Origin of the sequence: Kitasatospora sp. NPDC057518, from assembly GCF_042802075.1 — a bacterium.
In the GTDB taxonomy this organism is placed as follows: domain Bacteria; phylum Actinomycetota; class Actinomycetes; order Streptomycetales; family Streptomycetaceae; genus Kitasatospora.
This window is the reverse complement of the sequence record NZ_JBHVEU010000121.1, coordinates 1-20,270: the sequence shown is the minus strand read 5'-3', so window position 1 is coordinate 20,270 and position 20,270 is coordinate 1. Positions and strand designations below refer to the sequence as shown.

The 20,270-nt window shown below is 74.8% G+C and carries 20 protein-coding genes; 13 read left to right on the top strand and 7 right to left on the bottom strand.

Annotation, left to right across the window (positions count from 1 at the left end):
- Positions 1-3: 3 nt before the first annotated feature.
- Together ACFU7Z_RS15290 and ACFU7Z_RS15285 are read left to right on the top strand one after the other, a co-directional pair.
- Positions 4-1,014 (top strand): NAD(P)-dependent oxidoreductase, encoded by a 1,011-nt coding sequence (locus ACFU7Z_RS15290; protein ID WP_074002848.1) that lies wholly within the window; start codon positions 4-6, stop codon positions 1,012-1,014.
- Between the two features lie 253 nt (positions 1,015-1,267).
- Positions 1,268-2,185, top strand: coding sequence for a glycoside hydrolase family 19 protein (locus ACFU7Z_RS15285; RefSeq protein WP_380777805.1), 918 nt, complete (start codon positions 1,268-1,270; stop codon positions 2,183-2,185).
- A gap of 88 nt (positions 2,186-2,273) precedes the next feature.
- Here ACFU7Z_RS15285 and ACFU7Z_RS15280 read toward each other — a convergent pair whose 3' ends face one another.
- A complete protein-coding gene (locus ACFU7Z_RS15280) occupies positions 2,274-3,755 on the bottom strand; it encodes an APC family permease (protein ID WP_380777803.1) in 1,482 nt (493 codons plus the stop codon).
- A 118-nt stretch (positions 3,756-3,873) separates the two neighbouring features.
- Between ACFU7Z_RS15280 and ACFU7Z_RS15275 the strand changes: the two genes are divergently transcribed.
- The 3 genes from ACFU7Z_RS15275 (at position 3,874) to ACFU7Z_RS15265 (ending at position 6,932) form a co-directional block, all read left to right on the top strand.
- Positions 3,874-4,521 (top strand): TetR/AcrR family transcriptional regulator, encoded by a 648-nt coding sequence (locus ACFU7Z_RS15275; protein ID WP_375872978.1) that lies wholly within the window; start codon positions 3,874-3,876, stop codon positions 4,519-4,521.
- Between the two features lie 47 nt (positions 4,522-4,568).
- On the top strand, positions 4,569-5,747 hold the full coding sequence (locus ACFU7Z_RS15270; protein WP_380777802.1) for a P1 family peptidase: 1,179 nt from the start codon (positions 4,569-4,571) through the stop codon (positions 5,745-5,747).
- 195 nt (positions 5,748-5,942) lie between these two features.
- Positions 5,943-6,932, top strand: coding sequence for an aldo/keto reductase (locus ACFU7Z_RS15265; RefSeq protein ID WP_380777801.1), 990 nt, complete (start codon positions 5,943-5,945; stop codon positions 6,930-6,932).
- Positions 6,933-7,035: 103 nt separating this feature from the next.
- Here ACFU7Z_RS15265 and cysD read toward each other — a convergent pair whose 3' ends face one another.
- Both cysD and cysC read right to left on the bottom strand, forming a co-directional pair.
- Positions 7,036-7,974 (bottom strand): sulfate adenylyltransferase subunit CysD, encoded by a 939-nt coding sequence (gene cysD, locus ACFU7Z_RS15260; RefSeq protein ID WP_380777800.1) that lies wholly within the window; start codon positions 7,972-7,974, stop codon positions 7,036-7,038.
- Complete coding sequence (gene cysC / locus ACFU7Z_RS15255; protein ID WP_380777799.1) at positions 7,971-8,549, bottom strand: adenylyl-sulfate kinase; 579 nt, start codon at positions 8,547-8,549, stop codon at positions 7,971-7,973. The genes cysD and cysC overlap by 4 nt, the downstream gene beginning before the upstream one ends.
- 86 nt (positions 8,550-8,635) lie before the next feature.
- On the opposite strand from cysC, the gene ACFU7Z_RS15250 reads away from it, so the two are divergent.
- Positions 8,636-9,256: a sulfotransferase family protein gene (locus ACFU7Z_RS15250; RefSeq protein ID WP_380777797.1), complete on the top strand. Its 621-nt coding sequence runs from the start codon at positions 8,636-8,638 to the stop codon at positions 9,254-9,256.
- Between the two features lie 48 nt (positions 9,257-9,304).
- Here ACFU7Z_RS15250 and ACFU7Z_RS15245 read toward each other — a convergent pair whose 3' ends face one another.
- From ACFU7Z_RS15245 to ACFU7Z_RS15230, 4 genes are all read right to left on the bottom strand, one after another.
- A complete protein-coding gene (locus ACFU7Z_RS15245) occupies positions 9,305-10,510 on the bottom strand; it encodes a cytochrome P450 (protein ID WP_380777796.1) in 1,206 nt (401 codons plus the stop codon).
- A 91-nt stretch (positions 10,511-10,601) separates the two neighbouring features.
- Positions 10,602-10,820, bottom strand: coding sequence for a ferredoxin (locus ACFU7Z_RS15240; RefSeq protein ID WP_380777795.1), 219 nt, complete (start codon positions 10,818-10,820; stop codon positions 10,602-10,604).
- 217 nt (positions 10,821-11,037) lie between these two features.
- On the bottom strand, positions 11,038-11,244 hold the full coding sequence (locus ACFU7Z_RS15235; RefSeq protein WP_380739332.1) for a hypothetical protein: 207 nt from the start codon (positions 11,242-11,244) through the stop codon (positions 11,038-11,040).
- A 76-nt stretch (positions 11,245-11,320) separates the two neighbouring features.
- Positions 11,321-12,145, bottom strand: a complete 825-nt coding sequence (locus ACFU7Z_RS15230) for a class I SAM-dependent methyltransferase (RefSeq protein ID WP_380777794.1) — start codon at positions 12,143-12,145, stop codon at positions 11,321-11,323.
- A 416-nt stretch (positions 12,146-12,561) separates the two neighbouring features.
- Between ACFU7Z_RS15230 and ACFU7Z_RS15225 the strand changes: the two genes are divergently transcribed.
- The 7 genes from ACFU7Z_RS15225 to ACFU7Z_RS15195 all read left to right on the top strand — a co-directional run bounded on the left by ACFU7Z_RS15225 (position 12,562) and on the right by ACFU7Z_RS15195 (position 20,209).
- Entirely contained in the window at positions 12,562-13,365 is an 804-nt protein-coding gene (locus ACFU7Z_RS15225) for an SDR family oxidoreductase (protein ID WP_380777793.1), read from the top strand.
- On the top strand, positions 13,362-13,961 hold the full coding sequence (locus tag ACFU7Z_RS15220; RefSeq protein WP_117486104.1) for a non-canonical purine NTP pyrophosphatase: 600 nt from the start codon (positions 13,362-13,364) through the stop codon (positions 13,959-13,961). Before ACFU7Z_RS15225 ends, ACFU7Z_RS15220 begins: the two co-directional genes overlap by 4 nt.
- Positions 13,946-16,336, top strand: coding sequence for an MBL fold metallo-hydrolase (locus ACFU7Z_RS15215; RefSeq protein ID WP_380777792.1), 2,391 nt, complete (start codon positions 13,946-13,948; stop codon positions 16,334-16,336). The genes ACFU7Z_RS15220 and ACFU7Z_RS15215 overlap by 16 nt, the downstream gene beginning before the upstream one ends.
- 44 nt (positions 16,337-16,380) lie before the next feature.
- The gene (locus ACFU7Z_RS15210; protein ID WP_380777791.1) at positions 16,381-17,574 is read left to right on the top strand and encodes a deoxynucleoside kinase; all 1,194 of its coding nucleotides are present in this window, start codon (positions 16,381-16,383) and stop codon (positions 17,572-17,574) included.
- Complete coding sequence (moaA, locus tag ACFU7Z_RS15205; protein WP_380777790.1) at positions 17,555-18,589, top strand: GTP 3',8-cyclase MoaA; 1,035 nt, start codon at positions 17,555-17,557, stop codon at positions 18,587-18,589. The genes ACFU7Z_RS15210 and moaA overlap by 20 nt, the downstream gene beginning before the upstream one ends.
- Positions 18,590-18,593: 4 nt before the next feature.
- Positions 18,594-19,691 carry a glycosyltransferase gene (locus ACFU7Z_RS15200; protein ID WP_380777789.1) on the top strand — a complete coding sequence of 366 codons (1,098 nt, stop codon included), beginning with the start codon at positions 18,594-18,596 and terminating at the stop codon, positions 19,689-19,691.
- 347 nt (positions 19,692-20,038) lie between these two features.
- Positions 20,039-20,209, top strand: coding sequence for a hypothetical protein (locus ACFU7Z_RS15195; protein WP_181970411.1), 171 nt, complete (start codon positions 20,039-20,041; stop codon positions 20,207-20,209).
- Positions 20,210-20,270 lie beyond the last annotated feature (61 nt).

Sequence of the window (20,270 nt, the reverse complement as noted above, 5' to 3'; positions counted from 1 at the left end):
GGCGTGAGCGGCCCCGCCGCGGCGGCGCGCCGCCCCCGCGTCACCGTGCTGGGCGCCTCGGGCTTCGTCGGCTCCGTCGTCCTCGGGGCGCTCGCCCAACGGCCGCTCCGGCTGCGCGCGGTGGCCCGGGGGGCGGTCGCCGTGCCGCCCGCCGGGCGGGCCGAGGTCGAGGTGGTCGCCGCCGACGTGACGGACCCCGAGGCCCTCCGGGCCGCCGTCGCCGGGTCCGACGCGGTCGTCCACCTGGTCTCGCACGGCGCGGGGTGGCGCGGCACCGGCCAGCCCGAGGAGGCCCTGGGGCGGACCAACGCCGGCGTGATGAGCTCGCTGCTGCCGGCCCTCCGGCAGGAGCGCGCACGGCGCGGCGGCGCCCCCGTGGTCGTCCTGTTCGCCGGTTCGACCTCGCAGGCCGGGCCGGACGCGCCGATCCCGGTCGACGAGTCCGCGCCGGACGCCCCGGCCAGCCCGTACGACCGCCAGAAGGCGGCGGCGGAACGGGAGTTGCTGGCCGCCACGGCCGAGGGCGCGGTGCGCGGCGCCTGTCTGCGGCTGCCGACGGTCTACGGCCGCGGCGCACCGGCGGGGCGGGGCGACCGGGGGGTGCTGGCGACGATGGTGCGCCGCGCCCTGGCCGGGGAGCCGCTGACGATGTGGCACGACGGCTCCGTACGGCGCGACCTGCTCCACGTCGACGACACCGGGCGGGCCTTCCTGGCCGCCCTGGACCGGCCCGACGCGGTCGCCGGCCGGCACTGGGTGCTCGGCACCGGGCACGGGGAGCCGCTCGGGCGGGTCTTCCGGGCGATCGCCGACGGCGTCGCGGTGCGGACCGGCCGTCCCGCCGTGCCGGTGGTCTCCGTCCCCCCGCCGGAGCACGCGCTGCCGACCGACCTGCGGAGCACCGTCGCGGACTCCTCGCGGTTCCGCGCCGCGACCGGATGGCGCCCGCTGATCCCGCTGGACGCCGGACTCGCCGACCTGATCGCCAACCTCGCGGACCTCGCGGACCTGTGACCACCCGGGCCGGCCTCCGCACGCCCCACCGCCCCGGCGCCGCCCACCGCGCCGCTCGCGGGCGGGTCTTTTACCCGGAACCCCTTGACAGGTATAGACCACTCCGCTTGAGTCTGGGGCAGCCCCGCACCGGCCCGCACCCCGGTCGGCCCGTCCCCCACGACGTGCCCCCACCCCGCGGGGCCCGGCTCCCCTGCCCCGACGTCCCTACCTCCACGACCGTGCGGCCCCACACCGCACAAGGGGTGATCAAGTGTCCACGAAACGCCTGCTCGCACTGCTCTCCGCCGTCGCCACGGCGCTGACGGTGCTCCTGCTGCTGCCCGCGACCAACGCCAGCGCCGCCGTCTGCGCCACGCCCTGGAGCTCCTCGGCCGTCTACACCGGCGGCGCCGCCGTCTCCTACAACGGCCACAACTGGCTCGCCAAGTGGTGGACCCAGAACGAGCCGCCCAGCACCGGCGGCTCCGGCGTCTGGTCCGACCAGGGCGGCTGCGGCACCGGCCCGAGCCCGACCGCCACGCCGACGTCCACCGGCACCCCGAACCCGGGCGGATTCCCGGTCAGCCAGGCCCAGTTCAACCAGATGTTCCCGAACCGGAACGCCTTCTACACCTACCAGGGCCTGATCGACGCCCTCGCCGCCTACCCCGCCTTCGCGGCCACCGGCAGCGACACCGTCCGCCGGCAGGAGGCCGCGGCCTTCCTGGCCAACGTCAACCACGAGACCGGCGCCCTGGTCTACGTGGTCGAGCAGAACACCGCCAACTACCCCCACTACTGCGACACTTCGCAGCCGTACGGCTGCCCGGCCGGGCAGGCCGCGTACTACGGGCGCGGCCCGATCCAGCTGAGCTGGAACTTCAACTACAAGGCGGCCGGCGACGCCCTCGGCATCGACCTGCTGCGCAACCCCAACCTGGTGCAGACCGACCCGGCCGTCGCCTGGAAGACCGCGCTCTGGTACTGGAACACCCAGAACGGGCCGGGCACCATGACCCCGCACAACGCGATCGTCAACGGCTACGGCTTCGGCGAGACGATCCGCAGCATCAACGGCACGCTGGAGTGCAACGGCGGCAACCCCGCGCAGGTGCAGAGCCGGATCGACGCCTACCAGCGCTTCACCCAGCTGCTCGGCACCGTTCCGGGCGACCACCTGGGCTGCTGAACCCGCACGGGCCCTCCGCGGTACGTCACCGCGGAGGGCCTCGGCGCCGCCGCCGCGCGCCCCGGTCCCGCTGGTCCCGCCCGGGGCCTCAGCCGGCGGCGCCCCCGTCCTCCTCCCGGACCGGGTCGGGCATGGTCCAGCGGTCGGCGCGACGGGGGTGGAGGTAGGCGTAGTAGTAGGCGTAGCCGACGGCCGTCATCCCGACCGCGATGGCGATCGGGCGCCAGTCGGCCCGCACCGACTCGTAGCCGACGTAGAGCATGATCGCGACGACGCCCAGCGGGACATACGGCCAGCCGCGCATCCGGTAGGGGGCCGTGGCGGTGGTCCCCCTGATCCGGCCGGACAGCGCCGACAGCGCGACCAGGACGTAGACCACGACCAGGGTCGAGCCGGTGGCCAGGATCAGCGTGTCGAGCGAGACGAGCCAGCCGACCAGCAGCGTGGCCACGCCCATGGTCAGGGTCGCCGCGAGGGGCGTGCGCAGCCGGGGGTGGACGGAGGCGAGCGGGGCGCCGACCCGGTCCGGCCAGGCCCGGTCGCGGGCCGAGGAGAAGAGCAGCCGTCCGCTCTGCAGCATGATCGCGATGACCGCGTTGACGACGGCGACGGCGATGCCCAGGCTGACCACCGTGTTGACGGTGGAGCCGGCCCGCTCCAGCAGGAAGTAGCTCATCGGTGAGGCCGCCGACATCAGTCCGCTCATGCTCGGCGTGCCCAGCAGCACCCCGACCAGCGGCAGGCACTCGGCGGCGACGGTGATCCCCAGCGACCAGAGCACCACCCGGCCGATCGAGGACGCCCGCCTGGTCTCCTCCGCGAAGTACACGGCGGTGCCGTAGCCGTTGTAGGCGAAGATCGCGGTGGTCGTGAACGAGGCGACCAGCCCCCAGGACGCCCCGACCAGCACGTCGCCGCCGGCGCCGCCGAGCGCCTGCGGGGTCCACAGCACCGAGACCGGCTGGTCGACGTGGACGAAGCCGAGCACGGCCAGCACCGCGACCGCCGCCAGCTCCAGGAGCAGGAAGACCCCGGTGACCCAGGCGTTGGTGCGGATGTCGAGCACCGCGACCAGCGAGGCCAGCGCGATCACCGCCAGCCCGGTCCCCTTCCCGTCCAGCGCGCTCCAGAGCACGCCAAGGTAGCTGCCGGTGCCGAGGGCGATGACGGCGGTGACCAGCACCCCGCCGAGCAGGCTGAGCGCGAACAGCGCGAACCCGGTGGACCGGCCGAGGGTGCGCGCCGCGAAGGCGTACTCGCCCCCGGTGACCGGGAAGGCGCTGGACAGCTCCGCGTAGCAGAGCGCCATCAGCACGCCGACCGCCGCCGCGAGGGCGAAGGCCACGGCCGCCGCGCCGCCGAGGCCCCGGATCACCGCCGGCATCACGATGAACACGCTGGAGGCCGGGGTCACCGAGGAGAGGGTGATCAGCATGTTCTCGCGCAGGCTGAGCGAGCGGGAGAGGTCCTGGGCGTAGCCGGCCGACGGCGCGGAGCCCGGGGCGGTGGGGCCGGCGGCGGCGGTAGCGGGGTCGGTAGCGGCGGGGTCCGTGGCGCGGGGATCGGCCATCGTGCTCCTTCCGAGTCCATGAAACTTCGTCGGAGTTCTTTGGCACAGAAGTCAAAGTTCTGCGATAGTTCCACGTCAAGAGGTACGACCTGATCCGACATCAGTGACAAGGAATGCGATGGCCCGAGCAAAGAACCAGGCCGCCCGCCGCGAACAGCTGGTCCTCGCGGCCACCGAGGCCGTCGGACGGCACGGCCTGGCGCAGCTGCGCGTCGCCGACATCGCGGACGCCGCCGGCGTCGCCCGGGGGTCGGTCAGCTACTACTTCAGCGACATCGGCGAGCTGCTCCAGCAGGTCTACCAGCGCGCCGCCGACCGCTTCTTCACCAGCCGCAGCGCCGTCGCGGCCGGGCTGCCGGACGCCCGCGACAAGCTCGTGGCCTGCGCCCGGCTCGGCCTCCCGGACGGCCCGGACGACGAACTCGCCCTGGTGCTGTACGAGTTCAGCTCGGCCACGCACGACAACCCGGTCTACTCCGCACTCGCGCAGAGCCTGTTCGACCGTCAGGTCGCCCTCTACGCCAGCATCCTGGAGATCGGCCGGGCCCAGGGCCACTTCGAGCCCACCGGGCCGGCCCTCGACCTCGCCGCCAACCTGGTCGTCCTGGAGGACGGCTACGGCCTGCACATCGTCTCCCGCAACGCCTCGCTCACGCCCGAGCGCTCGCTGGAGCTGCTGCTCGGCTACGCCCGGACGGCGACCGGCTGCCCGGACCTGCGCCCCGACCGGGCGGTGGACGGCCCGGCCGCGCGCCCCCGCGACTGACCTCCCGCGCCCCAGCCCCCGCCTCTGCCCCGCGAGGAAGGATCCACATGACCACGCTCACCACCCCGTCCGGACGCCCCCGGGCCCGCGCCCTCGGCCTGCTCCTGGACGGCACCCCCGGCCCCGCCAACGCCCTGACCGACGTCCCCGGCGTGCGGATCGGCTACACCACGCTCGTCGAGGGCGAGCACGTCCGCACCGGCGTCACCGCGGTGCTCCCGCGCGGACGCGAGGGCGTGGGCACGCCGTGCGCGGCCGGCTGGTACGCGCTGAACGGCAACGGCGAGATGACCGGGACGACCTGGATCGAGGAGACCGGCGCGCTCAACGGCCCGGTCATGGTGACCAACACCCACGCCGTCGGCACCGTGCACCGGGGCGTCGTCGACTGGACCGCCGCCCACCGGCCCGACCTGGCCCGGCAGTGGCTGCTGCCGGTGGTCGCCGAGACCTGGGACGGCTACCTCAACGACATCAACGGACCGCACGTCCGCGCCGAGCACGCGATCGCCGCGATCGAGTCGGCGGCGGCCGGACCGGTCGAGGAGGGCTGCGTCGGCGGCGGCACCGGGATGAACTGCTACGGCTTCAAGGGCGGTTCCGGCACCGCCAGCCGGGTCGTCCGCTACGGCTCCGCCGACTACACCGTGGGCGCCTTCGTCCAGGCCAACTTCGGCGACCGGCGCGAACTCGTGGTCTGCGGCGTCCCGGTCGGGCGGGAGCTGTCGGCGGACAACCCGATGGAGGACGACGACTGGTTCGCCCCCGGCGGGGCCGGCTCGGTGATCGTCGTGATCGGCACGGACGCGCCGCTGCTGCCCGGCCAGTGCAAGGCGCTGGCCCGCCGGGTGCCGCTGGGCCTGGCCCGGACCGGCACCAGCGGGGGCCACTTCTCCGGCGACGTCTTCCTCGCCTTCTCCACCGCCAACCCGGGCGCGCTGGGCAGCTCCTTCCCCCGGGGCGAGCCCGGCGACACCGACTACGACACCCTGCGGTTCATCCCCTGGGGCCGGATCGACCCGTTCTACGAGGCCGTCGTCCAGGCCGTGGAGGAGGCGGTACTGAACGCCCTGGTCACCGCCGAGGAGACGACCGGCCGCGACGGCCACCGCTCCCCCGCACTCCCCCACCAGCGGCTCCGCGAACTCCTCGCGGCGCGCGGCGCGTTGGCGGCGGCCGAGGACGGGACACCGTCCGTCCCGGGCGCGGGGCCGCTGTCCGCGTAGCCGTGGCCGTGACCGCGGAAGCCGTCGCGGCGCGGCACCGTACGGGCGTCCCGCACCCGGCCGTGCCGGTCCGCCGCCGGAAGGCCCCGGCACCGTAAGGTCCTCTCCGGAAGACGAGGCCGACCGGTCACCCGGACCGGGGCGTCGGAAGGCGTCGGGCCGCGGGAAGATCGGGACGAAGGGCTGGCACGTCACATGCAACAGCGCAGTCTGCGGGACCTCCAGGTGTCGGCCATCGGCCTCGGCTGCATGGGGATGTCCGCCTTCTACGGCACCGCCGACCAGGACGAGGCCGTCGCGACCATCCGGCACGCCCTGGACCTCGGCATCACGTTCCTCGACACGGCGCAGGTCTACGGGCCGCTCACCAACGAGTCCCTGGTCGGCGAGGCCGTCCGGGGACACCGTGACGAGTACGTGATCGCCACGAAGTTCAACTACCGCATGGACGGCGCCGTTCCAGGCGACATGTCGACCGTGGGCCGCCAGGACGGCTCGGCCGAGCACGTCCGCGGTTCCGTCCACGGTTCGCTCGCGCGGCTCGGCACCGACCGCATCGACCTGTACTACCAGCACCGGGTCGACCCGGAGGTGCCCATCGAGGAGACCGTCGGCGCGCTCGGCGAACTGGTCGCCGAGGGGAAGGTCCGGTACATCGGACTGAGCGAGGCGAGCGCCGAGACCATCCGCCGCGCCAACGCCGTTCACCCGGTCACCGCCGTCCAGAGCGAGTACTCGCTCTGGACACGGGACGTGGAGGCCGAGGTCCTCCCCACCTGCCGGGAGCTCGGGATCGGTTTCGTGCCGTACTCCCCGCTCGGCCGCGGCTTCCTCGCGGGCCGCTTCAGCTCCCCGGAGGAGCTCGACAAGGACGACTTCCGCCGCACCAACCCGCGCTTCACCGAGGCCAACCTGGCGGCCAACCTCCGGCTCGCCGGGAAGGTGAAGGAGATCGCCGCGGAGAAGCAGGTCACCCCGGCCCAGCTGGCGATCGCCTGGGTCCTGGCCCGCGGCGAGCACCTGGTACCCATCCCGGGCACCAAGCGCCGCAGCTACCTGGAGCAGAACGCGGGCGCGGTCGACGTCGAGCTGACCGCCGAGGACCTGGCCCGCATCGAGGCCGAGCTGCCCGAGGTCGCGGGCGAGCGCTACGACGAGGACGGGATGCGGGCGGTCAACCGCTGAACGACCGCCGCTCCCGCCGCCGGACCCGGAGCCCGGCGACGACCAGGGGCGCGCCTGCCGCTGCCCCCGGACCTCCGGGCCCGGGGGCGGCGGCGGGCGTGCGTCAGAAGTACCCCTCCCGCTTGCGGTCCTCCATCGCCGCCTCGGAGAGCCGGTCGTCCGCACGGGTGGCGCCGCGCTCCGTCGAGCGGCAGGCCGCGAGTTCCGCGATGACCTGGGCCGGGGTCGTCGCGTCCGATTCGACGGCTCCGGTGCAGGACATGTCGCCGACCGTGCGGTAGCGGACCAGCCGGGTCTCCAGCCGCTCGCCCTCCCCCGGGCCGCCCCAGGCACCGGGGGTGAGCCACATGCCCGCACGGGCGAACACCCTCCGCCGGTGGGCGTAGTAGAGCGCGGGGAGGCCGATCTCCTCGCGCTCGATGTACTGCCAGACGTCGAGCTCGGTCCAGTCGGACAGCGGGAAGACCCGGACGTGTTCGCCGGGGCCGCACCGGGCGTTGTAGAGCCGCCAGAGCTCGGGACGCTGGCGCCCCGGGTCCCAGCCGCCGGACCCGTCGCGGACCGAGAACACCCGCTCCTTGGCCCGGGCCCGGTCCTCGTCCCGGCGGGCCCCGCCGAACACCGCGTCGAACCCGTGCCGCTCGATCGCGGCCGTCAACGGGACGCTCTGCAGCACGTTGCGGCTGCCGTCGGGCCGCTCCCGCAGCCGCCCGTCGTCGATGAACTCCTGGACGGAGACGACGTGCAGGCGCAGCCCGTGGGCGGCGACCAGGCTGTCCCGGTGGGCGAGGACCTCCGGGAAGTTGTGCCCGGTGTCGACGTGGAGCAGCGGGAAGGGCAGCGGCGCGGGGCCGAACGCCTTGCGTGCCAGGTGCAGCAGGACGATGGAGTCCTTGCCGCCGGAGAAGAGCAGCACGGGCCGCCCGCACTCGCCCACCGCCTCCCGGATGATCTGCACGGCGTCCGACTCCAGCAGGTCGAGCTGGGAGAGGCCGGGCGGGCCCGTGCCCGGTCCGTCGGGCGGAGCGCCGCCGGCCGTCACGGCGCGCACAGTCCCCGGTCGGTCAGGAGCGCGCGCAGCGCCCTGACCGACTCGGCCTCGCTCTGCCGGTCCGTGTCCAGCCTCAGGTCCGGCCGCTCCGGTTCCTCGTACGGGTCGTCCACCCCGGTCAGGCCGGTGAGCAGCCCCTCGCGCTGCCGCGCGTAGAGGCCCTTGACGTCGCGCCGGGCGCAGACCTCGAGCGGCGCCGCGACGTGGACCTCCAGGTACGCCGTCCCCGACTTCTCGTGCCGCCTGCGCACCGCCTCGCGGGCCTGCTCGTACGGGGCGATGACCGGCACCAGCGTGAGGACGCCGTTGCGGGCGAGCAACTCGGCCACCAGGCCCACCCGTTGGACGTTGGTGTCCCGGTCGGCGCGGGAGAAGCCGAGGCCGGCCGAGAGCAGGCCGCGCATCTCGTCCCCGTCCAGCACCTCGATCCGGCGGGCCTCGGCCCGCAGTTGCGCGGCGAGGGCCCACGCGATCGTCGACTTGCCGGCGCTGGGCAGGCCGGTCAGCCAGACCGTGGCCCCGGGGAGGCCCTCGCGGGAGGCGACGGGGCGGGACGGATCGTTCACACCCGCTAGAACGAGGCCGGCGCCGTGACGACACGATGCCGGGCGGCTCCGTGCCCCCGCGGGGCTCCACGTCGTTGGGTTCCCATGTGAGCGCATCCTCCTTCCAGCCGGTCCCGTCCGAGCGCGACGGCGGCCTCCCGCGCCCGCCGAAGGTCTTCGGCCTCGGTCTGACGCGCACGGGCACGCGCTCCCTGACCGCGGCCCTGGGCGTCCTGGGGTTCGACGTCGTCCACTACCCGGTCGACGGGGCCACCTACCGGACGCTGCTGGCCGGCAGTGCCCGGTTCCCGCTGCTCGAATCGCACGACGGCCTCACCGACATCACCGTCGTGCCGTACTACCAGGACCTCGACCTCGCCTGGCCGGGCAGCAGGTTCGTGCTGACCGTCCGCGAGGAGGAGAGCTGGCTGCGGTCCTGCCGGACGCACTGGGAACGACCGCTGCCGGAGCGGGGCGACGGCCGGGACGTCCGTCTCGAAGGCGACCTCCAGCGCTTCCTGCGGGCCGCGGTGTACGGCTGCCACGCGTTCCACGCGGAGCGGTTCCGCGGGGTGTACCGGCGGCATGTCGCCGAGGTGGCCCGGTACTTCGCGGACCGGGCCGACGACCTGCTCGTCCTCGACGTCGTCGGGGGCGAGGGGTACGAACGGCTCGCCCCGTTCCTCGGCGTGCCGGTCCCGGACGAGCCGTTTCCGCACCTCAACTAGCCAGGGATCCGGCCGGTACTCCGGTGAGAGTCCTCCCTCGGGCCCCGCTCACCAGGTCACGGGCAGTGACCGCATCCCGTAGATGAACGACTCGGTACGGAACTCGCGCTCGCCGGCCGGCCGCAGCCCCGGCAGCCGGCGGAACAGCGTCTCCAGGGCGATCTGGAGTTCGGCGCGGGCCAGCGGCTGGCCCAGGCACTGGTGCACGCCGAAGCCGAACGCCAGGTGCCGCCGGGCGTCCCGGTACACGTCCAGCTCGTCCGTCGCCCGGTGGCCGGCGCCGCCGAACGCCGCCTCGTCCCGGTTGGCGGTGGAGAGCATCGCCATCACGCCCTCCCCGGCCCGGACGGTGACGCCGCCCAGCTCCACGTCCTCCAGCGCCACCCGGGGCAGGCCGGTGTGCACGATGGTCAGCAGCCTCAGCAGCTCCTCCACCGCGCCCGGCAGGGTGGCCGGGTCGGCCAGGCCGGGGATCTGCTCGGGGTGGTCCAGCAGCAGCGCGGTCGACAGCGCGATCATGTTCGCGGTCGTCTCGTGCCCGGCGACCAGCAGCAGCACGCCCATGGCGGCCACGTCGACCGGGGTCAGGTCGTCCCGCGCCGCGAGCCGGCTGAGGACGTCGTCCTCCGGCTGTGCGCGCTTGCGGGCCGTCAGGTCGCGCAGGTAGTCATGGACCTCCTCCTGGGCCTCCCGGAGCTGCTCCACGGTGCTCTCCCGGTTGAGCATCGTGCGGCTCAGGCGCTGGAAGCGGTCGTGGTCCTCGTACGGCACGCCGAGCAGCAGGCAGATCACCAGCGAGGGCACCGGCAGTGCGAAGTCGGTGACCAGGTCGGCCGTGGTCCGGCCCTCGATCATCCGGTCCAGTGCCTCGTCCACGATCCGCTGGATCTCCGGGCGCAGCGTCTCCACCCGCTTGACCAGGAACTCCCCGGTGAGCATGCGGCGCTGGCGGGCGTGCTCGGGGTCGTCGAGCCGCAGGAAGTCCGGATTGTCGGTGATCAGCTCGCGAGCGCCGGCGATCAGCAGCGGGAAGGTCGGGTGGCGTATGTCGGCACTGAACCGGCGGTCGGACAGTACGGTGCGGACCTCGGCGATGCCGGTGACCAGCCAGCAGAGGTCGCCGTCGGGCAGCACGGCCCTGGTCACCGGCCCGGTGGCGGCGACCTCGGGGTACGCGGGCGGCGGGCCGAACGGGCAGCCGCCGGAGTGCCGGGCCGGCAGTGGGAGGGCGGGGGTGGTGGGTGCGGTGGTCACGGCGGGGGTCTCCTCACGTCGCGGGTGTTCTCGTGGGGTTCGGGGCCCGGGAAGGTTCCCGGCGGCCTGCGGGGCCGGCGGCGGGGGTCCGTCAGGCCCCGGTCCGCGCGGGCTCGTCCCCGGTGACGGTGATCGCCCGGCCCGGGCAGAGCTCGGAGGCGAGTCTGACGTCGTCGAACTGTTCGGGCAGCAGGACGATCTGACGGAGCCTCACCAGACTGTCCCGTTCGTCCTGGTCGAAGACCGCGGGGGCGTTCGTCACGCACATGCCGGAGCTGCAGCAACGGTCCCGGTCGACGCTCACCTGCATGTCGGGCACCTTTCGCCAGGGCGGCGCCGGCTGCCCGGCGGCCGCCTCTCGTTGTCACGGTCAAACTAGCCGTCGCCGGTCCGCTTACGGACGGGTACGGTGGCCGGACCGAGAACGGCTGAATCGGCCCCTGTGCGTGAACCCCCATGGCCGCACAATGCGTTCAACCCGCGGTACTTCATCGGAAGAGTCGGCGGACCCGGCCGCGCGGACGGCCTCACAAGCCTTCGGCGGTGGCCAACTCCCGTACGGAGGCCACCGTATGGGCCTCGGCGGCGCTCCTGTCCGGCCGGCAGCGCACCGCCCGGGCGAACCGCCGGGCCGGCCCGGCGGGGTGGCGGGGGCCGCGCCGGAGGCCGTCGAAGGCGACCTCGACGACCGGTTCCGGCCGGACCGGCACCGTCCGGGCGTCCCGCCCGGTCATGGACAGGATCCGGGTTCCGCGCCTCACGACCGGCCCCGGCACGGTCGCTGTCGCCGCACCGGCCGTCTGGCTCCGCTCATGATCGCGCGGACGGAGCCCGGCCGGGGCGGAGGCCTCGACGACGCCGCGTCGCGGTCAACGCCTCGGTACGGACGGTCTGTTCGAAGCGGCCGTCCGGGCTGATGCCGGCCAGCGCCGTCCGCAGGTCCCGTTCGAAGGCGTCCTTCCGGCCGCCGAGCCGGGCGGGGGTGAAGGAGGAGTGCGAGAACTGGAGGCCGATGACCTCGTCGAGGGTGCGGTCGATGCGGTACGTCCAGTGCGCGGCCGTGACGCGGGGGAAGGGGGAGCGACGGAGGATCTCGCGGTTCGACTCCTCCTGCTCCGGGCGGGAGCCGTCGTCTCCGCCGCCGGGGAGCGTGCGGTACGCCTCCCGCACCTCGTCCACGGCGCGCGACCACGCCGTCCCGGTCGGTTCCGTGGCGACGATGACCACGCCGCCCTCAGGGTTGACGAGGCCGTCGAGGTCGGCGAGGACCTGCTCGCGGGACATCCAGTGGAACGATCTGCCCATGACGCAGAGGTCCAGCGGGGGAAGGCCCAGCGCGCGCAGGTCCGAGGAGTCTCCCCGCCTCCACCGGATGGTGCCGACGTTCTGCCGTCCGGCGATCGACCGGCCTTCTTCGAGCATGCCCGGTTCCGGGTCCACGGCGATGACGCGGGCGACCAGCCGGGACAGCGGGAGGGCGAGGATGCCTGGTCCGCATCCGAGGTCGAGGGCCGTCTGGGTCCCGTTCAGCCCGAAGGCCTCGGCGAGGAAGTCGAAGAGCTCCCGCGGGTACCGCGGCTGGTAGCGGGCGTAGTGCGACGCGCCGGAGGCGAAGAGCTCACCCGGGGAGGACATCCGGACCTCCGACGACCGGCCGGGGCGTGCCGGGCGGGTTCACCGCGGCCCCGTCCGGGCGGGTGAGGGGCGGCAGGGCTTCCGGCAGGCGGTCGGCGGCGGCCTCCCAATGGGCTCGCGTCCGGCCGGTGCGCGGCGGGGGCCTGCGGTCCTCGGGAGGCACCGGGAATCCGGTCGTCACGGGCGGGTGCACGGGCGTTCCTCCGGCAGGCGGCGGGCGGGGCGGGCTGGGAAGGCGAGGGTGCTGGGTTGCGGTGCGTATCGCCACGTGCACCATAAGTCACAGGTAGGTGGTTCGTCCGACGACTGATCGCCGTCGCTCCAAGTCGAGGAGGCGGGACATGGCGCCCCACCCTCACCCCGACCCCGCGAAGCCGCGTTCCGCACCTTGTCCGGGCCTCGCGGACACGACCTGTGTGATCACCGGAAGCGCGTCGGGCATCGGTCGCGCCGTCGCCCACGCCTTCGTCGGCGCGGGAGCCCACGCCGTCCTGGTGGACCGGGACTCCGACGGGCTGCGCCGGGTCGCCGGAGAACTCGGCCCGGCGGCCTCCGTGGTGGTGGGCGACATCTCGCGGCACGCGGACTGCCTGGAGGCCGCGCGGGCGGCCGAGGGGACGGCGCTGCCGGTCCGGTCGCTGGTCAACTGCGCGGCGAGCTTCCTGGCCCTCGGTGAGGGCGCCGGCCCCGCGGACTGGGACCGGAGCCTGGGCGTGAACGTCAAGGGCAGCGCGATGATGACGTCGGCGCTGGCCCCCCTGCTGCGCAGGGCGCGAGGGGCCTCGGTGGTCAACGTCGCGTCCGTCTCGGGGCACATCGCCCAGCCCCGCCAGTGGACGTACAGCGCCGGCAAGGGGGCGCTGCTCGCGCTGACCCGCTGCCAGGCGCTCGACCTGGCGGACGACGGCATCCGGGTCAACAGCGTCTCGCCGGGCCTGATCTGGACCCCGGAGACCGACCGGATGACCGGCGGCGACCGGGCGCGCTGGGGGCCCGTGCTCGGCGACCACCACATCCTGCGGCGGGTGGGGCAGCCGGAGGAGGTCGCGGCCGTCGTGCTGTTCCTCTGCGGGCCCGGCGCGTCGTTCATCACCGGCGCCGACCTGCCGGTCGACGGCGGCTACCTGGCGATGGGCCACAGCAGGTCGGAACCCGAGGTGCTGCCGGGGCGCAGGGACGACCGGGCCCACGCCCGGCACGTGGACGGGACGCCCGCATGATGCACGCCGTACTGGCGACCGGCAATCCCCGCAAGGCCGCCGAGATCGTCGAACTGCTCCACGGGGTCCTGGAGTTGCTGCCCCGGCCCGGATGGCTTCCCGAGACCGTCGAGGACGGGACGACGGTCGAGGAGAACGCCTACCTCAAGGCCTCCGCGGTGGCCCTCGCGACCCGCCTGCCCGCGGTGGCCGACGACACCGTGATGGAGGTGGACGCCCTCGGGCGCGCTCCCGGGCTGTTCTCGGCCCGCTACGCCGGCGAGGGCGCGGGCGACGCCGCGAACGTGGCCAAGGTGCTCGCCGAGATGGCGGGTGTCGCCGCCCCGGGCCGGGGAGCCCGGGTGCGCACCGTGGCGCTGCTCTGCTACCCGGACGGACGGCGGGTGGTCAGCGAAGGGGTCGCCCGGGGCCGGATCACCGAACGCCCGCTCGGCGACCGCGGGTTCGGCTACGACACCGTGTTCGTGCCCGACGACGGCGACGGACGCACGCTCGGCCAGATGACCGCGGACGAGAAGGCCCGGCTGTACTGCCGGGGGCGGGCGTTCCGCGGCCTGGCCGCCTCCCTGAAGAGCGCGGCATGCCGGTCGCGCTAGAGCTCGGCGGACACGCGACGGTCCTGATCCGGGCGGACGCCTTCACCCTGCTCTGCGACCCCCACCTGCACGACAGCTACCGCGGCGGCCTCCTCGGCTTCGCCCCCGCTCGACGCGTCCTGCCGCACGCGCTGCCCCGGCCCGACGCGGTGTGGATCTCCCACTCCCACCGCGACCACTTCGACCTCGCCTCCCTGGCCCGGCTCGACCGGGCGCTGCCGGTCCTGCACCCCGACGACCCGAGGATCGCGCACGCCCTCCGCCGGCTGGGCTTCCGCGACACCGTCGTGGTGCGCGACTGGACGGCGTTCAGCCCCCGCCGGGGCGTCGAACTGACCTGGACGCCCTCGACGATGGCCGTCCCCGAGCACGGGCTCTCGGTCCGCACCCGGGACGCCTTCGTCTGGCACATGGTCGACAGCCTGGTCACGCCCGCGTGGGTGCGGCGGCTGCTCGCCGACGGACCACCGCCGGACGTCCTGCTGGCTCCCTGCCAGCCGATCGAGGAGACCCGCAGTGTGGAGGGCGTCCCACCCGGAGTGGACCCGGACTGGTCCGACCCGCTGACGGCGCTGATGGCACAGGTCCGCCCCGCGCACGTGGTCCCGCTGCCGGAGGGGCAGTACGGGCTGGGCGAAGCGGCCTGGCTCAACGGGCACAAGTTCCCCGTACCGCCCCGTCTGGTCGACCGGGCGCTGCGCGCGGACGACCCGGACCGCCGGGTGCTGCGCCCCGGCCCGGGAGACCGGCTCACCGTGGCGGGAGGGACCGTGCGGTGGGAGTCGGCCGCCGTGGACTGGGTGCGGGCCACCGACGAGCCGCGCGACCGCAGCTACCGTCCGGGAAGCTGGATCGGCCGGCTGGCCGCGGGCCCCGGTCCCGCCGCCGGGGACGGCCGGAGCGCGCCGGACGGCCACGACGGAGCGGCGGCACTGGACCGGCTGTTCCCCGGGCTCCCGGCGCTTCCCGGGGCTGACGCCCCCTCCGGCCGGGTGACGGTGCCCGGCCTGCCCGAGCTCGCCGCGGCCGCCCGGGGCCGGCTGCGCGCCACCGCGTACCGCTTCGTCACGGTGGGCGCCGGCGCGGAGCCGCTCGCGGAGCGGACCGTACGGCTGGGCGTCGAGGGCACGCTGTCCGCCCTGCCGCCGGAGAGCGTGCCGGACGTCGAACTGGCGCTCTCCGTCCGGGATCTGGGCGACCTGCTCGACGGGCGCCTGGGCTACTCCGCGGCGCAGTACGGCGGGCGGCTGCGCGAGGTTCGGCCCGGGCCCGCGGCCGATCCCGACGCCGGCCCCGCCGTCGTCACCAGCCGTCATGACCCGGTCCCCGCCACCGGGGCGGTGATGCTGTCGGGCATCGGGCTGTTCGCGATCCTGCTGCGCGCCCGGCTCGGTTCGGCACTGGTGGAACTGGACCACGAGCTCGACGCCCGGCTCCCGGACCGTCCGGTGCCTTCGGTGCTTCCGGTGCTTCCGCCCTCCGCGCCGCCGGCCCGTACCCTTCCCCCGGTCGTCCGGCCTCAGTCGCGGGCCGGGGAGCAGCCGCCCCGGTTCTGGCCGCGCGTCGCCCGCTGCCTGGCGCGGGGCGAGGACCCGTCCGCCGCGTCCGGGACCTTCACCGACGCCGGTCGTACGCACTACCTCGGTGTGCTCGGGCGCGGCGAGTGGCCCGCGCCCGGGCCCGGTCCGGACGACGGCGTGGGGCTGCTCGTGCTGACGAGCCTGCTGGACGCCCAGCCCCACCTCGGTGGCGGGGTGCGGTTCCCGGACTCCTCCTACCGGCGGCTGCTGGCGAACATCGAGCACTCTCCCGTCCGCCGGTGGCGGGTGGCGACGGCGCTTCCCCCGGGGGTGCGGGTGCCCCGGTGGCGTGCGGCCTCGCTGTTCCCCGTCTCGGCCGAGCGGCTCCGGGCCGACCTGGCCCGCCGGGGCTGGGACGGCGAACTGCTCGGCCCGGTCGGTCCCGACCCGGCCGTGACCGGGGGAGCCGAGCGCTGCTGGTGGCTCGGCGTGCCCCCACTGGAGGGGCCGTCCGACGGCCGGCGGGCCCTGGTCCTCCAGGAGTCGCCCGGGTGCCGGCTCCACGGACTGGTCGAGGCCTCCCCCGGGCCGGAGGACCCGGCAGTGGAACAGCCCGACTTCCGGGTGCGGGCGGTGCTGTCCCGCCCGTCGGCGCCACCGGACGCCGTCCTGCACGCACTGCTCGGCGGTGACGTGCGGTTCTCCTGGCTGCTGCCACCCCGGGAGACCGTACGGAAGGCCGGGCGGACCGTGGACCCGGTCGCCTTCGCGGAGCGGGTCGCCCTGCTCGCCCTCGCGGAACTGGCCAGCCGGCCGTACCCGAGGACCGGGCCGCCACCGGCCGGCACCGGCTGACCCCGACCGCCCCCGGCCGCCTCCGACCGACCTCAAGGACCGTGATGCTCACCGAACTACCGCCCCGGCACCGCCCGGACCACCTCCGCGCCGCGTGCGTCATCCTCGACGGGCAGGACCGGGTCCTGCTCACCGAACCGCGGTCGGCCGACGAGCGGCCCGGCCTGCCCTGGGCCGTCGTGCCGCCGGGCAGCACCGCTCGGGAGACCGCCGCGGCCGTGGCCCGCCACGCCTGCCGCCAGCGCGTGGCCCCGACCCGGCTGCGCTACCTCACCGAACTCCACCTCCCGCCCGGCCCCCACGGGGAAGCGCCGCACGACCTGCGGGTGTTCGTCCACCGGTACGCGGGCGCCTCCCGGCGTACCGCACCCGGCCCGGACCTGCGCTGGAGCCCGCCGCAGCCCGGTACCAGGGAGGGCGCCGGACTCGACGCGGCATCCGCGTACTGCGTCGGCGAGTTGCTGCGGCACCGCCCCGGCGACGCCGCGGACGACGGCGGGATCCGTGCCGTGGCCGAGATCGAGGACGAGGCGCGGCGGCTGATCGATCCGGTCCCCGCGCTGTGGCGCAGGGACGGAGCGGCCCGCGTGGTGGTCATCGGCCCGCCCGCCGTCGGCAAGAGCACCCTGCTGGAGCGGCACACCGCCCGCGCCCCGGACACCGAGCACGTGCGGGACATCGTCCCGGTGCGCCGGGACCGGGGCCCGGGCCCGGACAACTACCTGACCCGCTACCTGCGCGGGGACGACGCCTCGGGGTTCTTCTGCCAGATGGAGACCCTGCTGCTGCGGGTCCTGCAGAACCTCCGCACCGGCGAGAGCGGCGTCATGGACCAGGACGTGCACAGCTCGCTGGCCTACGCCAAGGCGCTCCGGCTGAGCGGCGCCCTGAACGCCCAGCAGTACGAGACGTACTACCGCTACCACCACCTGATCACCTCCGCGCTGCCGCCGCCCGAGGCGGTGGTCCACCTGACCGCCCGTACCGACGTGCTGATGCGCCGGCTGCGCCGCCGCGACCGCGTCCTGGAGCGCTCGTTCACCAGCTCCTACGTGTCCCTGGTGGCCCAGTGCTTCGAGGACGTGGCCGAGGAGCTCGCCCCGCGGATCCCCGTCCACCACCTCGACACCTCCGAGCTGAACCCCGACCAGGTGCTGGCGCGCTTCGAGGAGCTGCTCCCCTCACGCACCGGCTCCGCTGACCGAAGGACCGACCGACATGACCAAGCCCAAGGCTGACTGGCGCAATCCGGGACCCGCTCCGACCGGCGGCCCCCTCATCGACACGTTCGGCCGGGTCGGCGGCGACCTCCGGATCTCCGTGATCGACAAGTGCAATCTGCGGTGCACCTACTGCATGCCGGCCGAGGGGCTGCCCTGGCTGGAGAAGGAGGAGCTCCTCACCGTCGACGAGATCGACCGGCTCGCCCGGCTCTTCCACTCCCTCGGGGTGCGCGACTTCAAGATCACCGGCGGGGAGCCGACCGTCCGCCGGGAGCTGCCCGAGATCGTGGCCCGGGTGTGCGCGCTGGAGGGGGTGGACGTCTCCATCACCACCAACGGGCTGCTGCTGGACCGCCTGGCCCGCCCCCTGCGGGAGGCGGGGCTGCGCAGGATCACGGTGTCCTGCGACTCCCTGATGAGGCACCGCTACGCCGAGATGACCCGTCGGGACGCCTTCGACAAGGTGACCGCGGGGCTGGAGGCGGCCCGCGAGGCCGGATTCGACCCGATCAAGATCAACTGTGTGGTGATCCGCGGCAGCAACGAGGACGAGGCCGTCGACTTCGCCCGCCTGGCACGGGAAGGCGGCTACGACGTGCGCTTCATCGAGTACATGCCGCTGGACGCGGAGCGGACCTGGGAGCGGGAGAAGGTCGTCCCGGCCGCCGAGACGCTGGCCGCGGTCTCCGCGGCCTACGACCTCGCCCCCGTCGTCCAGGACGCGCCGCAGCCGGCCACCTCCTTCCGCTTCGCCGACGGGGCGCCGGGGGTCCTGGGCTTCATCCCCTCGGTGACGAAGCCCTTCTGCGACAGCTGCAACCGCATGCGGACCACGGCCGAAGGCGCCTTCCGCGTCTGCCTGTTCGCGCTGGAGGAGACCGACCTGCGCACCGCGCTCCGCGCCGGTGCCGACGACGCCGAACTGGAACGGCTGGTCCGCGAGGCGCTCTGGCACAAGTGGCCCGGGCACAAGATCAACCACCCCGACTTCGTCCGGCCCGACCGCAGCATGTCGATGATCGGCGGCTGAAGCCGTGAACGGCCGTGTGGTCTCCTTCACCTGGGGCCGGGGGCTGGGCCACGTCTCCCGCCAGATCGCCGTCCACCGCGAACTGCGCGGGCTGGGCCGGGACTCCCTGCTGCTGACCGAACGGCCCCAACGGCTGATCGAGGACTACGGCTTCGCCCAGACCGTCCTGCCCACCGACGCCGACAGCCTGGTCGGCGAGCCACTGCACGGGACCGGCCCCGCGGTGGACCACGGTCTCGCCCGGGCCATGGTCGCCTGGGTGCTGCGGCCGGACGACGTGGTGCTGCACGACGTGACGGTGCAGCGGGAGCTGTACGACCAGGCCGCCCGACTGGGCTGCCCCCAGTTCCTGGTGCACCGCTTCCAGCGCAACCGCCCCGACCCGCCCCACTGGGTCTCCCGCCACACGCCCGCCATCGGCACGATCTACCTGCTGGGCGAGCCCGGACCGGAGGAGACCGTCCACGGGGTGCGCGTGCTGGGGGTGCCCCACGTCGTCCGACCGCTGCTCGACGACCGGTCGCCCTGGCCCGAGGACACCCGCGCCCTCCGGGTCGCGGTGGTGGCCGGCGGCGGCGGGCACGACGACGCGCCCGGATTCCTCACGGCCGCGCTGCACGGCATCCGCGCGTTCACGCGCCGGCGCCCCGCCTCCGCCGGCGTCGACGTCCTGGTGCTCACCGGCCCGCACTTCGACGGGGCCGTCCTCGTGCCACCCGGCCTGCCCGGGCCGGTGCGGGTCCGCCCGTACCTGGGGCCGTCGTACGACGTGTACCGGCACGCCGACGCCGCGATCACCCACGCCGGGTACAACACCGTGCAGGAACTGGTCCGTTCCGGCCTGCCGGTGGTGGCCGTCCCCGGCGTCCGCGACTTCGACGACCAGCGCGTCCACCTGAAGGCCGCCGACAGCCCCAACGTGGTGGTCGCCGACGCCGCGGAGCACGCCATCGCCCGGGCCCTGGCCGAAGCCCTCAACGGCCCGTCCGGCACCCGGGCCCGGCCGGCCGCCACACCCGCCCGGGAAGCGGACGGCGCCGCCCGGATCGCCCGCGACCTGGTCGCCGCCACCTCCCGCGGCAGCGGCGCGGGGGCGCCGTGACGCCCGGACACCGCCCCCGCTCGACACGGTCGATGTCGAGCTGACCACCGAGTCCTGCCCTCAGGGGAGTTGATCTTCCTCGGCTTCGGGAGGACCCCGTGGCAGCCGTGCGCGTGACCGTGTGGGACGACCGCGACCGGGCCGGCGGAGACCGCACGCCCAGGGGCTCACCGCCGCCAAAGCCGCCCTGCGGGAGTTCTGGGGCTGACCCGGTTCCGCACCGGCTACCGGTCCCGCTCCGCGGCCGCGGGCCTACCAGCCGACTTGCGGACTGCCGAACCAGGGGCGGTGATAGGAGGGGGAAGAACAGCGAACCCGCCCGCGGGCCGTCCGGCCCAGGAGGAACCATGTCGCACCACAAGTCGAACAAGGACGTCGAGGGCGACCCCGACACCGGCCACGGCCGCGGCCTGCCGCGACGCCCCGACGAGGCCGAGCTCGAGGAGCGCACCGAGGAGGACCGCGAGGAGGTCGGCCTGGCGCCCGACGCCGACGAGGCCGACGAGGACGGCAGATAGGAGCAGGGCCTGGTGAGCCGCCCGCCCCGGTGGTGGTCGGCGTCCTGCGCACGCTCCCGGC